The sequence below is a fragment of the Cupriavidus sp. PET2-C1 genome (assembly GCF_054515855.1).
In genome coordinates this window covers 131,378-144,376 of the sequence record NZ_CM137259.1, presented here as the reverse complement: position 1 = coordinate 144,376, position 12,999 = coordinate 131,378, and the positions used below count along the sequence as shown (strand labels likewise).

General features: G+C 65.9%; 13 protein-coding genes. 5 read left to right on the top strand and 8 right to left on the bottom strand.

Features of this window, described 5'->3' with window-relative positions; genetic code table 11:
* Positions 1-6: 6 nt before the first annotated feature.
* The 5 genes from kdpA to ACX12D_RS00625 all read right to left on the bottom strand — a co-directional run bounded on the left by kdpA (position 7) and on the right by ACX12D_RS00625 (position 5,705).
* Positions 7-1,827: a potassium-transporting ATPase subunit KdpA gene (kdpA, locus tag ACX12D_RS00645; RefSeq protein ID WP_459372529.1), complete on the bottom strand. Its 1,821-nt coding sequence runs from the start codon at positions 1,825-1,827 to the stop codon at positions 7-9.
* Positions 1,827-1,916 carry a K(+)-transporting ATPase subunit F gene (kdpF, locus tag ACX12D_RS00640; protein ID WP_006164365.1) on the bottom strand — a complete coding sequence of 30 codons (90 nt, stop codon included), beginning with the start codon at positions 1,914-1,916 and terminating at the stop codon, positions 1,827-1,829. Before kdpF ends, kdpA begins: the two co-directional genes overlap by 1 nt.
* Positions 1,916-2,083 carry a hypothetical protein gene (locus ACX12D_RS00635; protein WP_459372528.1) on the bottom strand — a complete coding sequence of 56 codons (168 nt, stop codon included), beginning with the start codon at positions 2,081-2,083 and terminating at the stop codon, positions 1,916-1,918. Before ACX12D_RS00635 ends, kdpF begins: the two co-directional genes overlap by 1 nt.
* A gap of 276 nt (positions 2,084-2,359) precedes the next feature.
* Complete coding sequence (locus tag ACX12D_RS00630) at positions 2,360-4,447, bottom strand: hypothetical protein (protein WP_459372527.1); 2,088 nt, start codon at positions 4,445-4,447, stop codon at positions 2,360-2,362.
* Between the two features lie 286 nt (positions 4,448-4,733).
* The gene (locus ACX12D_RS00625; protein WP_459372526.1) at positions 4,734-5,705 is read right to left on the bottom strand and encodes a magnesium and cobalt transport protein CorA; all 972 of its coding nucleotides are present in this window, start codon (positions 5,703-5,705) and stop codon (positions 4,734-4,736) included.
* A 144-nt stretch (positions 5,706-5,849) separates the two neighbouring features.
* Between ACX12D_RS00625 and minC the strand changes: the two genes are divergently transcribed.
* From minC to ACX12D_RS00605, 4 genes are all read left to right on the top strand, one after another.
* Positions 5,850-6,665, top strand: a complete 816-nt coding sequence (gene minC / locus ACX12D_RS00620; protein WP_441640180.1) for a septum site-determining protein MinC — start codon at positions 5,850-5,852, stop codon at positions 6,663-6,665.
* 62 nt (positions 6,666-6,727) lie between these two features.
* Positions 6,728-7,543, top strand: coding sequence for a septum site-determining protein MinD (gene minD / locus ACX12D_RS00615; protein WP_043342744.1), 816 nt, complete (start codon positions 6,728-6,730; stop codon positions 7,541-7,543).
* Positions 7,544-7,558: 15 nt separating this feature from the next.
* On the top strand, positions 7,559-7,813 hold the full coding sequence (gene minE, locus ACX12D_RS00610; protein WP_006164360.1) for a cell division topological specificity factor MinE: 255 nt from the start codon (positions 7,559-7,561) through the stop codon (positions 7,811-7,813).
* 352 nt (positions 7,814-8,165) lie between these two features.
* A complete protein-coding gene (locus ACX12D_RS00605; RefSeq protein ID WP_459372524.1) occupies positions 8,166-9,266 on the top strand; it encodes a porin in 1,101 nt (366 codons plus the stop codon).
* Positions 9,267-9,346: 80 nt separating this feature from the next.
* On the opposite strand, the gene ACX12D_RS00600 is transcribed toward ACX12D_RS00605, so the two are convergent.
* Together ACX12D_RS00600 and ACX12D_RS00595 are read right to left on the bottom strand one after the other, a co-directional pair.
* Positions 9,347-10,201 (bottom strand): ATP-binding protein, encoded by an 855-nt coding sequence (locus tag ACX12D_RS00600; RefSeq protein ID WP_459372523.1) that lies wholly within the window; start codon positions 10,199-10,201, stop codon positions 9,347-9,349.
* Complete coding sequence (locus tag ACX12D_RS00595; RefSeq protein ID WP_459372521.1) at positions 10,198-10,896, bottom strand: response regulator transcription factor; 699 nt, start codon at positions 10,894-10,896, stop codon at positions 10,198-10,200. Before ACX12D_RS00595 ends, ACX12D_RS00600 begins: the two co-directional genes overlap by 4 nt.
* Before the next feature lie 232 nt (positions 10,897-11,128).
* On the opposite strand from ACX12D_RS00595, the gene ACX12D_RS00590 reads away from it, so the two are divergent.
* Complete coding sequence (locus ACX12D_RS00590) at positions 11,129-11,821, top strand: response regulator transcription factor (RefSeq protein WP_459372520.1); 693 nt, start codon at positions 11,129-11,131, stop codon at positions 11,819-11,821.
* A 46-nt stretch (positions 11,822-11,867) separates the two neighbouring features.
* On the opposite strand, the gene ACX12D_RS00585 is transcribed toward ACX12D_RS00590, so the two are convergent.
* Positions 11,868-12,869 (bottom strand): Bug family tripartite tricarboxylate transporter substrate binding protein, encoded by a 1,002-nt coding sequence (locus ACX12D_RS00585; RefSeq protein WP_459372518.1) that lies wholly within the window; start codon positions 12,867-12,869, stop codon positions 11,868-11,870.
* Positions 12,870-12,999 lie beyond the last annotated feature (130 nt).

The following is a 12,999-nucleotide window of genomic DNA, read 5'->3' as shown; positions in this document are numbered from 1 at the left end:
TCTCCATTACTTGCTAGCCGCCGAGACCGCCGGCGCCTGCAGCTGCTCCGCCACCGGGCCCAGCGCCAGCGCCGGGATATAGGTGAGCGCGCCCACCATCAGCACCGAGCCGACCAGCAGCACCACGAACAGCGGGCCGTGCGTGGGCATGGTGCCGCCCGTCACCGGCAGCCTGCGCTTGGCCGCCAGCGAGCCCGCCATGGCCAGGATCGGCACGATGATCCAGAAGCGGCCGAACCACATCGCTGCCGCCAGCGCCACGTTGTAGAAGGGCGTGTTGGCGGACAAGCCGCCGAAGGCGCTGCCGTTGTTGTTGGCAGCCGACGAGAACGCATAGAGGATTTCCGAAAAGCCGTGCGTGCCAGGGTTGAACACACCGGCGCGGCCCGGCTCCACCATCACCGCCACCGCCGTGCCCAGGAGCACCAGCAGCGGCGTGACGAGGATCGCCACCGCGGTCATCTTCATCTCATAGGTCTCGATCTTCTTGCCCAGGTACTCCGGCGTGCGGCCGATCATCAGGCCCGCGATGAACACGGCGAGCACCGCGTACACCAGCATGCCGTACAGGCCCGAGCCCACGCCGCCGAACACCACTTCGCCAAGCTGCATCAGCAGCATCGGCACCAGCCCGCCGATGGCGGTGAAGGAGTCGTGCATGGCGTTGACCGCGCCGCACGACGCCGCCGTGGTGATGGTGGCGAACAGCGCGGTGGCGGCGATGCCGAAGCGCGTTTCCTTGCCTTCCATATTGCCGCCGGCCTGCAGCGCGCTGGCCGCATGGTCGATCGGCAAACCCGCCAGCGCGGCGTTGGCCTGCTGCTCGGAGGCCGCCGCGACGCATGCCATCACGATGAAGATCACCGCCATCGACGCCAGGATCGCCACGCCCTGGCGGCGGTCCTTGACCATCTCGCCGAAGGTGAAGCACAGCGCCGCCGGGATCAGGAAGATGGCCAGCATCTCGATCAGGTTGGCAAGCTCGGTCGGGTTCTCGAACGGATGCGCCGAGTTGGCGTTGAAGAAGCCGCCGCCGTTGGTGCCAAGCATCTTGATGGCTTCCTGCGAAGCCACCGGGCCCATTGCCAGCGTCTGCTTGTCGGTCTTCATGGCCTCCATCACCGGCGCGCCCTTGGCGTCGAGCACGGGCTGGCCGGCTGCGTCCACCTTGGGCTGGCTGTACTCGACCGGCGTGACCAGGCTGACTTCCTTGTAGCTGTCGAAGTTCTGGATCACGCCCTGGCTGACCAGCGCCAGCGCGATCGCCGCGGAGATCGGCACCAGCACGTAGAGCGTGCAGCGCGTCATGTCGACCCAGAAGTTGCCGATGGTGGCCGCGCTCTGGCGCGCAAAGCCGCGGATCAGCGCGAACACCACGGCGATGCCGGTGGCCGCCGAGAAGAAGTTCTGCACCGTGAGCGCCAGCATCTGCGTGAGATAGCTCATGGTGGATTCGCCCGCATAGCCCTGCCAGTTGGTATTGGCGACGAAGCTCACGGCGGTGTTGAAGGCCGAGTCCGGCGACACCGCGCCGAAGCCTTGCGGGTTAAGCGGCAGCCAGGCCTGCATGCGTTGCAGCGCATAGACCACCACCACGCCCAGCATGTTGAAGGCGATAACCGCGATGGCATATTGCTTCCAGCCCATCTCGGCATTGGCGCGCACGCCCGCCACGCGGTACAGCACGCGCTCAAGCGGGCGGCCCCAGGCCGTGGCGAGGTAGCGGTCGTCTTCCATCGCGCGGCGGATATAACGCCCCACGAAGGGCGCGAGCGCCAGCAGGATGGCTAGGTAAAGGACCAGTAGTCCCAGGAATTCGGTGGACATCAGAATTTCTCCGGCCGGAACAGGGCGATCAGGAGGTAGATAAAGACAGCAACGGCGAGCACGCCGCCCAGCAGGTCAGCCCAGTCCATCACAGCCTCCTGTCGGTGGCGCTGTCCTTGCGGCGCGCGTCGGCGGCTTCTCCGCCCGGCCCCTCGGCCGCGCCCGGCGGTTTGCCTGCGAGCGCGGCGCACAAGAGCAGCAGTGCGCCAGTCAGCGCACCAAACAGCAACAAACCAATGAAATAGATCCCGTCCATGGCAACACACCGTGAGTGATTCACAGATGGCAGATTAGGGATCGAGCGGTAAAAACGGGGTAGAGAGGGAAGGCGGGGGTGTAAAGAAGATATAAAAATCGCGTAAAAACGGTGCGAAAGCGCGTGGCGGCCGCCAGCCATCGGCGCCAGCTTAAAAAAAAAAGCCCCGCAGGCTGTTGGCCTTGCGGGGCTATGCAGGTCGCCGAAGCCGGCTGTGGCGCCGGCCGCGTCAGGAGCGCCTGATCCGTTGCTTCAGTTATGTGGTCGGTTGTGCGGTCAGTTGTAGGTAAAGACCGCCGACTTGTTGCTGTTGTCCAGCATGCGGTAGCCGAACAGCAGCCCGCGGTTGGTGGTGGCCGTGAAGGCCGGCACCGCCGCGTTGACCACGATCGAGGTCGCGCCCCTGGGCGCCGGCGTGGATGTGCTCCAGGTGCCGTTGTTGTCAACCGTGGCGGCAACGCTGCCAATCTGCTGGGCGGAGACATTCTGCACCCAGTCCGCCGTCAGCGACGTCTGCGCACCGGCCAGGCTGGCGTTGGACGGGTCCAGCGCGGCCAGCGACTTGCTGCCCAGCGTGTTCCACGGCAGGTTCACCCCTTGGGTAGCCGGCACAAGGTCGCTCAACAGGGTCTTGTTGTAGCTGTAGGTCGGCGTGGTGTTGGTGCCATGGAACAGCTCGATGCGGTACTTCGCGCCCTTGACCACCTTGGAGGCATCGGCGTTGTCCGCCGCCTGCGCCCACACCAGGCTGGTGGGATTGCCCGCCAGGGTGCTGGCCGCGCTACCGCTGAGGCCCGCGGTCCGCGAGAACCAGAAGTTCGGGCAGTTATACGACGGCGAGGGCGGACTGAACTCGTTGCCGCACTGGGCGGTGACGGGCACCGTGCCGGTCTTGTTGCTCACATCCATGTAGGTCTGGCCCACCTCGGCCGGGACCGGCGCGATATAGACGATGCCATTGCTCGGCAAGCCGGGACCGGTGACGCGCGCATAGCTCAGGGGGGCGTTGTTGACGACGCTGCCCGGGCCCTTGGCGTTGATCAGGAACTGGATGCCGCTCTGGAAGTGGCTGTAGTTGTTGTTGCTCTTGTTGAAGCCCGGGTTCATCTGCTCGACGCGCCGGATCTGGAGCTTGAGCGTGACGTCGACCGGCTGCTGGTTGCCGACCAGCCACCAGCTCGATGGATGCGCGCTGGCTGCGCCGCCCGCGATATCGCGGGCCGTGGTGATGATGTTGCCGGGGTTGCCGCTGGCGTCCAGGTACCGGATGTTGAAGATGGCTTCGTCACGCCCCGAGGCCGTCGACGCGGCGGGATAGAACGCCATGATTTCCGGCACGCTGAACTGTGCGCCCGTCATGGTATCGCTGGTCAGGATGCCGTAGAGCAATTGCCCGAAGTAGTAACCGTTGTGCAGGAAATCGACACCGGCCGCGTTGCTGACGTCGGCGGCGATGTTCTGGCATGCGGACGCCACCCCATTGACCTCCGGGCCGCCCTGCGACTCGCTCTGGCTGGCATTGGAGGACGTCACGCGCTGCGCGACGGGCAGTGCGAAGCAGGCTGTGAGCCCCTTGGCGACCGCCTGCGCTGCCTGCGGCAGGGCCGCGACGCCGGCGGGCGGCGCTTTGAGCGTGCCGCCCGTGTTGGTGGCGGTGGCGATGGCCACGGGCGTCGGGTTGTCGACGGTGGCCAGCGCCAGCTTGCCGGTGGCCGGATCCGTGACCACCTTGACGATATCGAGCACCTGGTCGGCGGTGTTGCCAACGCCGGCGGACGTGGCAGCGGTGATGACGGTCGAGAACGGATCGTAGCTGGCGGGCGCGCCGATGGCGGCGAGCACGCTGGCGAGCTGCGCGACCACATTGGCGGTGACCTTTTGCAAGGCAGCGGCATCCACCGTCTTGCCACTGACGAACGTCAGCGGATTGCCGTCGGCGGCGAGTTGCGCCACGATGGCCGTGGTCAGCGGCGTAGCGTTGATGGTGAGCTTGGCGCCGGCAGCCGGCGTGACGGTGCTGACGCTGACCAGCGGGGCGGTGTTGCCCGTGGGGTCGGTGACGACCACGAAGAACGGCGCCACCTCGCCCGTCTTCAGGCTACAGGTGTAGGTGCCCAGCGCGCTGGTGGTGATCGCGGCTTCCTGGCAGGGGGACGCGCCCGCGCTGTCGGTAATGGCCACATTGGCGTTGGCCAGCGCCGCGCCGGTGGCGGCCGTGCCGGTCACCGCGGCCGCGGCCAGGACCGGCTTGTCGCCGGCGGCGCCGCTGCTTGTGCTATCGCTGCCGCCGCCACCGCAGGCGGCCAGCGCCAGCAGTGCCGCGCCGCTCAGCGCGACCCCGAATGTCTGAAGTTGGAGCTTCATTGGATTTCCCCCCTGAGAATGGATTCCGGTGTTTCTTCTGCTTTTTTTTGCCAGCGCCGTGCCGGCAACATGATTTACGGCAAGACCCTGTTATTCGTTAGCCGGCCGATGGCAGCAGTCTTGCGGCCCCCGGCACGGGCAAGACTAAGCAGCCGGCCAGCAGGTGGGAATCCCATAAACATGGCATGGCGCCCCGCCCCGGACTGCGCAGGGAGGATCGGTGGGGATGAACGGGGGGCTGCGTGGGGGCGGCAGGCGTGGCAACCGGGTTGCGGCGCCGCGCAGGTCAGATCCAGCCGGACCTATGCAGCTTGCGCCAGAGCCCGCCGCAGGCCAGCGCGGTCACCCCGATCACGGTCGGATACGCATAGTGGAATTTCAGCTCCGGCATGAAGTTGAAGTTCATGCCGTACAAGCTGAACACCACGGTGGGAATCGCCAGGATGGCGCCCCAGCCGGCCAGGCGCTTGACCACTTCGTTCTGGCCCACCGTGACCAGCGCCAGGTTCACCTGCACCGCGGTGGTCAACATCTCGCGCACCACGTCCAGGCTGCGCACCAGGCGGCTGGCATGGTCCTCGATGTCGCGGAAGTATGCGCGCAGCTCCTTGGGCACCAGGTCCTCGTGCAACCGGATCAGTTGTCCGCAGATCTCCTCGATCGGGTAGACCGCATTGCGCAGGCGCAGCACCTGGCGCTTGATGTGGTACAGGTGCCCGATCGCGGCGCGGTCGAACTCGTCGCGGAAGATGCCTTGCTCGAGCTGCTCGAAGCCATCCTCGAGCCGGGTGACGATGGGCATGTAGTGGTCCACCACGAAATCCATCAGCGCGTAGAGCACGTAGCCCGGGCCGTTGGCCAGCGCGCGCGCGTCGCTCTCGCAGCGCTCGCGCACCGGCGCGTAGCTGCTGCTCGCGCCGTGACGGACCGACACCACATAGTTAGGGCCGACGAACAGGTGGGTCTCGCCCACCACCACTTCCTCGTCCACCAGTTGTGCGGTGTTCAGCACGATGAAGATGGAGTCGCCGTAGGTCTCCAGCTTGGGGCGCTGGTGGGCATCAAGGGCATCCTCCACCGCCAGGTCGTGCAGGCCAAACTCCTGCTGCACCTTGCGCAGCAGCGGCAGGTCCGGTTCGTGCAAGCCCAGCCAGACGAAGGTGCCCGGGACCGAGATTGCCTCGCTGATCTGGTCCAGGGCGACATCACCTACGCGCTTGCCGCTGCGGTAGGCCACACTATTGACGATCGCGCCCATGGCTGCTCCGTTGTTCAGATGGCGCAATCGTAACAAGGGCGCCGCCGACGCGCCGCATCCGGCACTGGTCTCGGGTCATCCGGCATTTGTTACAGTTCTGCACCCAGACGAAGTTAGAATGTCCCATTTCCACGGTCACCGACTATGTCCCAGAAGAAATCGCCACGCTTCGAGCTGCGCAGTGGCAATGTCGACGCCCTCCTCCTCGCTCTCAAGACCACTGACATCGCAGCGCTGCGTGACGATCTCCTGTCCCGCTTCGAATCGACTCCCGATTTCTTCTCCAATGATGTGGTGGCCCTGGACCTGCGCCGGCTGGAAGGCGACGACCAGGTAGCCCTGGACACGGTGATCGAGACCCTGGCCCTGCTCAAGGCCCGCGCTATCGGCGTGGTGGCCCGCGAGGCGCAGCGGGGCTGGGCCGAGTCGTTTGGCCTGCCGCTGCTCGACAGCCAGAGCCGGCGCGGCGGCCGGGACGAAACCCCGCCGGCCGAGCCGGCAGGCCCCTCCCCGGCCGAAGCCCTGGCCGACGCCCAGGCTGCGGCCCAGGCCGAGGCAAAGGCTGCGGCCGCCGAAGTGGAAGCCGCCGCCGCGGCCGCCATTGCCGAAGCCGCGTCGCGCAGCGTGCCCACCATGCTGATCGACAAGCCGCTGCGCTCCGGCCAGCAGATCTACGCCGCCGGCGACGTGGTGATCCTCGACCTGGTCAGCTACGGCGCCGAGGTCATCGCCGAAGGCAACATCCATATTTATGCCCCGCTGCGCGGCCGCGCGCTGGCGGGGGTCAAGGGCTACGCGCAGGCGCGCATCTTCTGCACCTGCCTGGAACCCGAACTGCTCTCCATCGCCGGCATCTACCGCACCGCCGAACTGCCGCTGCCCGCCGATGTGCTGGGCAAATCGGCCCAGGTGCGGCTGTCGGGGGAGAAACTGATTCTCGAACCGCTCCGGATGAAGTAACACCCGCCGCAGAGCCCAAACCACAGCAGCGCAAGCTTCAACCATTACTGGATCCAAGAGCCATGGCAAAAATCATCGTTGTGACCTCCGGCAAGGGAGGCGTAGGCAAGACCACCACCAGCGCCAGCTTTTCCGCCGGCCTGGCCCTGCGTGGCCATAAGACTGCCGTGATCGACTTCGACGTCGGCCTGCGCAACCTCGACCTGATCATGGGTTGCGAGCGCCGCGTGGTGTACGACCTGGTCAACGTGGTACAGGGCGAAGCCAACCTGAACCAGGCGCTGATCAAGGACAAGAAGTGCGAAAACCTGTTCATCCTGCCGGCCTCGCAAACGCGCGATAAAGACGCGCTCACCAAGGAAGGCGTGGAGAAGGTCATCAATGGCCTGGTCGACATGGGCTTCGAGTACATCGTCTGCGACTCGCCCGCGGGCATCGAGTCGGGCGCCCTGCTGGCCATGTACTTCGCCGACGAGGCCTTGGTCGTGACCAACCCCGAGGTGTCCTCGGTGCGCGACTCGGACCGCATCCTGGGCATCCTGTCGTCCAAGACCAAGCGCGCGGCCGAAGGCGGCGACCCGATCAAGGAACACCTGCTGATCACGCGCTACAACCCGAAGCGCGTGCACGGCGGCGAAATGCTGTCGCTCACCGACATCCAGGAAATCCTGCGCATCAAGCTGATCGGCGTGGTGCCGGAATCCGAAGCCGTGCTGCACGCATCCAACCAGGGCACGCCGGCCATCCACCTGGAAGGCTCCGACGTGGCCGACGCCTATGGCGACCTGGTGGACCGCTTCCTCGGCAAGGACAAGCCGATGCGTTTCACCGACTACCAGAAGCCGGGGCTGCTTTCGCGCATCTTCGGCAATAAGTAAGGGGGGTCTACCATCATGTCGATTCTGTCCTTCCTGCTCGGCGAGAAGAAGAAGTCCGCCTCGGTTGCCAAGGAGCGGCTGCAGATCATCCTCGCCCATGAACGCACCGGCCATTCCGCGCCGGCCGATTACCTTCCTGCCTTGCAGCGCGAGCTGGTCGCGGTGATTTCCAAATACGTAAAGATCAGCGACCAGGATCTGCGCGTGAGCCTGGAACGCCAGGACAATCTCGAGGTGCTCGAGGTCAAGATCGAGATCCCACAGGGATAACCCTGAGCCGGGCCAGCACGCTCCGGCCCGCTCTTCAAGCGGCGGCGCTTCACCGTGAAACGCCCGCCTGGCCTGCCTTGGTGGCCGGAGCGCGCTCGCGCTGCCGGCATCATCCCCCACACCGTGGGGTGCGCGAGTCACGCTCGATTCATCTCGCGATGCACCATTGTGTAGATTTGTCGCGGCGTCGCAACGTTTTTGCACCAATTGCCAGCTTAGAGGCTGCCAACGGCGTGCATTAGTGTCTAAATCTTTTCTGTTTTGTTAAATTTTCGCGGGCGTTTACACGAAACGTAAACTCGTCAGCTATCGCGATCCGACCGCTGACACTACAGAATAGAAAAGGAGCCACATGAAGAAATCAGCCCTGACCCTCGCACTTGGTACGCTGCTGGCCGGCAGCGCCTACGCACAATCGTCCGTGACCCTGTACGGTATCGTTGATCAGAGCATTCGCTACAGCAATAACTCGAATGGCAACAACGATAGCCTGTATCAGCTGACCAACGGCGCCATCACCAACAGCCGCTGGGGCATCAAGGGCAGCGAAGCCTTGGGCAACAACCTGAAGGCAATCTTCCAGCTGGAAAACGGCTTCGATCCGGATACCGGCAGAGCCAACCAAGCTAGCGCAGCCAATCCGGGCGGCCGTCTCTTCGGCCGTCAGGCTTATGTGGGCCTGGCCGGCGACTTCGGCACCATCAAGCTGGGCCGCCAGTACACCGAAGGCTTTAACTTCTTCGGCGACTACGATCCGCTGACCATCGGCAACTACACCGCGAACGCCTGGCCGTTCTTCCTGACGAACTTCCGTAATGACAACGTAGTCAGCTACGGCGGCAAGTTCGGCGGCCTGGACGTAGGCGCCAGCTACGGCTTTGGCGAGAAGGCTGGTTCCATCACCTCGTCGCAATACTGGGGCACCCGCGCTGCGTACACCGTTGGCCCGTTCGGCTTTGGTGGCGTGTACCAAGAGGTCCGCGACGCCAACGGCAACAAGCAGCAAATGTGGGGCGCGGCCGGTAAGTACAGCATCGGCCCGGCCAAGATCTTCCTGGGTTACGTGGGTGGCAAGGACCGCACCGGTAACGTTGATGCCAGCCTGAATGGTGACGCACTGGCCGCTGGCACCGCCAACGCAGTACCGGCAGGCAACTTCACGTCGAACCCGCGCAAGGACACCATCGGTTACCTGGGCGTGACCTACCAGGCAACCCCGGCACTGGCTCTGACTGGCGTGTTCTACGGCGATCACGTCAAGAACGCGAACGGCGTTTCTAACAACCAAGGCAACCGTTACACCGGCGTGCTGCTGGCTGAGTACTCGCTGTCCAAGCGTACCCAGGTCTACGGCACCGTGGACTACAACAAGCTGACCGGTGGCACGAAGACCGAACTGCCGGGCAAGAACAACCAGACCGGTGCGGCACTCGGTATTCGCCACATTTTCTGATTGTCCTTGTCGGCATGCCCCGCGCTCGCGCGGGGTAACGCCTGATTGCAAGAAAGCACCTTCGGGTGCTTTTTTGTTGTTCAGAGCAGCATGGGCAAGTGCAGATGCCAGGTGACCCTGCCATCGGCTTCAGTCCCGTCTTCAGTCCCGGCTTTGGCATCCGCGGCGCGATCCGCATCGAGCGCGCCGCCATGGCGCAACAGCACGCGGCGGCAAAACTGCATCGCCGGCGTCCCGGCACGCGCGTCCTGCCACGCATCAACATCAGCATCAGGCACGAAGGCGATCGAAATCCGGCAGAGGCGGCCATCGAGCCGCTGGCACACCCGCGGCGGCTTGCCCCCGGCTGCGGACATCATGGCCAGCGCCATCAGCACGCGCAGGGCTTCGGGCAGCATGGCGGCATCGCCCCGTATCCAGGCCTTGTGGCCAGCCAGCTCGAGTTCGGGCGCGGGCGCGGCGTGCAGGCAGAGCGTGTCGGCGGACTCGCGCAGCAGCGCCGTCAGGTCCAGTATCTCCATGCGGTAACCGTGGGCGAGCTCGCGCAACAGCCGCGCGATGTCGTCGGTGAGCCGCAGCGACACCTGCGCATAGCCCGCCGTCTGCGCCACGAATGCCGCGTGCGCGCGTGCGGACGGCACGTCCTGGTGCAATTGCACCAGCGCCAGGATGGCACTCTGCGGCGAGCGCAAATCGTGCGACAACGCCCGCATGGCGGTTTGCCAGGATGCCAGCGCCGCACTGTCGCAAGCCGCCGCATCGATGGCGCCGCCGGCAGGCAGCATGGCGCGGATGGCGGTCATGCCAACGGGCTTGTCGCGCGCGCCCTCCTCCCTGCCTGCCCCCATCCTGTGAGCGAGACGCTCCAGGTGCCGCGCGGCCGCGCGCAGGCCGGCTACCCAGCGCAGGATTTCGCTACGCAGCCACGCCGTCATGGCGCCGCGCCGGTGAGTTCGAGACGGTAGCCATGCGTGTAGACCGGCAGCAGCCGCAGCCCGTGTTCCGGGTGCAGGGCAAGCTTGCTGCGCACACGCGACATATGCGTATCGATGGTGCGCGACAGCGGCGAGATCTCGCGCCCCCAGACCGCCGCCACGATATGGTCGCGCGACACGATGCGGCCTTCGTTGCGAAACAGCAGCACGGCCAGGTCGAACTCCTTGGGCGTCAGCCTGAGCGGCTGGGCGCGATGCGCCACCGTGCGCGCGGCGCAGTCGATGACGTAGTCGGCCAGCGCCACCTGCGCGCCGCCGCTGCCCGGGTCCGGATAGGCGCGGCGCAGCAGCGAATGGATGCGCGCCAGCAGTTCGCCGCGACGCACCGGCTTGAGCATGTAGTCGTCGGCGCCGGTGGCGAAGCCATCGACGATGTCTTCTTCCTCCACGCGGCAGGTCAGGAACATCGCGGGCACGCGCCGGTCCAGGTTGGCGCGCACCCAGGTCAGCACCTCCTTGCCGGAAAGATCCGGCATCTGCCAGTCGAGCAGCAGCAGGTCGAAGTTTTCCTCGCGCAGTTGCCGCAGCAGGTCGCGGCTGCGCGTGAAGGTGGTGCAGGCATGCCCGGCCTCGCCGAGAATCTGCCGGATCAGGGCCGCCTCTGCGGGTTCATCTTCCAGTGATGCGATCTTCATACCCATGCAATTTGGCCGGAAAGGCTTGGACGCCTGCCGGTCTCGCGGTAATTGGCGCCGCCGGCGCCAGGGAGTGACCCGACGATGCGGGGCTATCCGTCATTAGAAGCCGCGAGAGAAATCTTTCGTATGAGAAATTTCGCAATCTGCGGCGGCAGCCTCGATTAACGATCCGCCGCGCGGGCCGCGACGCTAAGATGCCCTGGCAATGCCGCGCACGAGGAGAGAGGTTATGCGAGTCGCAGTACTGGAGGACAACCCGGCACGAGCCGTCCTGCTGGAGCAGACGCTCAGGCTCAGCGGCCATGAGGCGGTGCGCTTTCGCGAAGGGGGCGCGCTGATGCAGGCGCTGCGCAACGAGCCATACGCGCTGCTGCTGATGGCCTGGGAGGTGCCCGGCATCCCGGCGCGCGACGTCTTGCTGTGGATACGCCGTACCCTAGGCGATGCGTTGCCGGTGATGCTGCTGAGCCAGCACAACGACGACGACCATATCGCCCGGTGCTTCGCCCATGGCGCGGATGCCTTCCTGCCGCCGCCGGTGCGCCACGCCGAGCTGGCCGCGCGCGTCGACGCGCTGCTGCGGCGCATGGCGCCGGTAGCGCAGGCCTGCGGCGATCTTGAGCTGGGTGCGTACCGCTTTGTGCTGGCCGAGCGGCGCGCTTTCGTCAACGGCCGCCTGGTCAAGCTGGCGCCCAAGGAGTACGAGCTGGCGGTCTTGCTGTTTCGCCATGCCGGCCAGTTGTTGCTGCGCCAGACCATCGAGGAATCGGTCTGGCGCCGCAGCATGCCGCCGGCATCGCGCACGGTGGACAGCCACCTGTCGCGCGTGCGCACCAAGCTGGCGCTGGAGCCGCGCAATGGCGTGCGCCTGTCGGCGGTGTATGCCACCGGCTGCCGACTGGACCTGATCGAGCGGCCGTGATGCGGCTGCCCGGCCAATCGCCCGTGCTGTCGCCCGCCCTGCCCCGTCAGTCCGCCTTGATGCCCGCTTCCTTCACGATGCGGGCGTTGTCGTCGTATTCCGCATGGATGGCCTTGGCGAACTGCGCGGCGGTACCGCCGGTGGGGACTTCGCCGCCCTTGAGCAGGCGCTCGCGCACCTCGGGCTCTTGCAGGGCCTTGTTCAGTTCGGCATTCAGCTTGGTGATGATGGCCACGGGCGTGTGCGCGGGCGCGAAGATGCCGAAGGTGGAAGTGAGGTTGGCCTTGGGGTAGCCCAGCTCGGCAAAGGTCGGCACATTGGGCAGCGACTCGATGCGCTTGGGTGCGCCCACTGCCAGCGCGCGCAGCCGGCCAGCTTGCATGTGCTGGGTCAGCATGGGGCTGGCGTTGGTGCTCATCACCTCGAACTGGCCGCCGAGGGCGTCGTTCATCTGCTGGCCCGCGCCCTTGTAAGGGATCAGGGTCAGGTCGGCCTTGGCCTTCGACTTGACCTGTTCCAGCATGACATGGCCCACCGTGCCCAGGCCCGACGTGGCCCAGCGCACCGAACCGGGCTTGGCCTTGGCTTGCGCCAGCAGATCCTGGAACGACTTGCCGCCGAAGCTCGACGTGGCGATCACCAGCACCGGCGAGTACATCACGCTCATGACCGGCGCGATGTCGCGCTGCGGATCGTAGTTGACGCGGCCTACGTGCGGGTTGAGCGTGAGCGGGCTGGTCGAGGCAAAGCCCAGCGTGTAGCCGTCCGGCGCGGCCTTGGCCACGGCGTCGATGCCGATGCTGCCACCCGCGCCCGCCTTGTTTTCCACCACCACCGAGGCGCCCATCTGGGCCGACAGGCGCTCGCCGAGCGCGCGCGCCACGGTATCGCTGATGCCGCCGGTGGGATAGGCCACGATCAGCCGGATCGGGCGCGCGGGATACGCACCAGCCGTGCCAGCGGCGTCAGCAGCGCTGGCGAGCGTGCACGTCAGGGCCGCAAACACGGAAGCAGCAGCCAGCAGGGGAATTCGGTGGGAAGCAGACATGGCGGGGGACGACGAGGACAACGGTTGGAAGACGAAACAACGGAGCGACAGAACAACAGAACAACAGAACAACGGAACTGGCCGTGCTGGCGCCGCCGGGCGGCCCGGAACCGGGCGCTGGACCGTCAGC

Excerpts from the sequence above, each read along its gene's own strand:
- kdpF (WP_006164365.1), bottom strand. The coding sequence starts at position 1,916 with ATGGACTGGGCTGACCTGCTGGGCGGCGTGCTCGCCGTTGCTGTCTTT.
- ACX12D_RS00595 (WP_459372521.1), bottom strand. The coding sequence starts at position 10,896 with ATGAAGATCGCATCACTGGAAGATGAACCCGCAGAGGCGGCCCTGATC.
- ACX12D_RS00605 (WP_459372524.1), top strand. The coding sequence starts at position 8,166 with ATGAAGAAATCAGCCCTGACCCTCGCACTTGGTACGCTGCTGGCCGGC.
- kdpA (WP_459372529.1), bottom strand. The coding sequence starts at position 1,827 with ATGTCCACCGAATTCCTGGGACTACTGGTCCTTTACCTAGCCATCCTG.
- ACX12D_RS00630 (WP_459372527.1), bottom strand. The coding sequence starts at position 4,447 with ATGAAGCTCCAACTTCAGACATTCGGGGTCGCGCTGAGCGGCGCGGCA.
- ACX12D_RS00600 (WP_459372523.1), bottom strand. The coding sequence starts at position 10,201 with ATGACGGCGTGGCTGCGTAGCGAAATCCTGCGCTGGGTAGCCGGCCTG.
- minD (WP_043342744.1), top strand. The coding sequence starts at position 6,728 with ATGGCAAAAATCATCGTTGTGACCTCCGGCAAGGGAGGCGTAGGCAAG.
- minE (WP_006164360.1), top strand. The coding sequence starts at position 7,559 with ATGTCGATTCTGTCCTTCCTGCTCGGCGAGAAGAAGAAGTCCGCCTCG.
- ACX12D_RS00585 (WP_459372518.1), bottom strand. The coding sequence starts at position 12,869 with ATGTCTGCTTCCCACCGAATTCCCCTGCTGGCTGCTGCTTCCGTGTTT.
- ACX12D_RS00625 (WP_459372526.1), bottom strand. The coding sequence starts at position 5,705 with ATGGGCGCGATCGTCAATAGTGTGGCCTACCGCAGCGGCAAGCGCGTA.
- minC (WP_441640180.1), top strand. The coding sequence starts at position 5,850 with ATGTCCCAGAAGAAATCGCCACGCTTCGAGCTGCGCAGTGGCAATGTC.
- ACX12D_RS00590 (WP_459372520.1), top strand. The coding sequence starts at position 11,129 with ATGCGAGTCGCAGTACTGGAGGACAACCCGGCACGAGCCGTCCTGCTG.
- ACX12D_RS00635 (WP_459372528.1), bottom strand. The coding sequence starts at position 2,083 with ATGGACGGGATCTATTTCATTGGTTTGTTGCTGTTTGGTGCGCTGACT.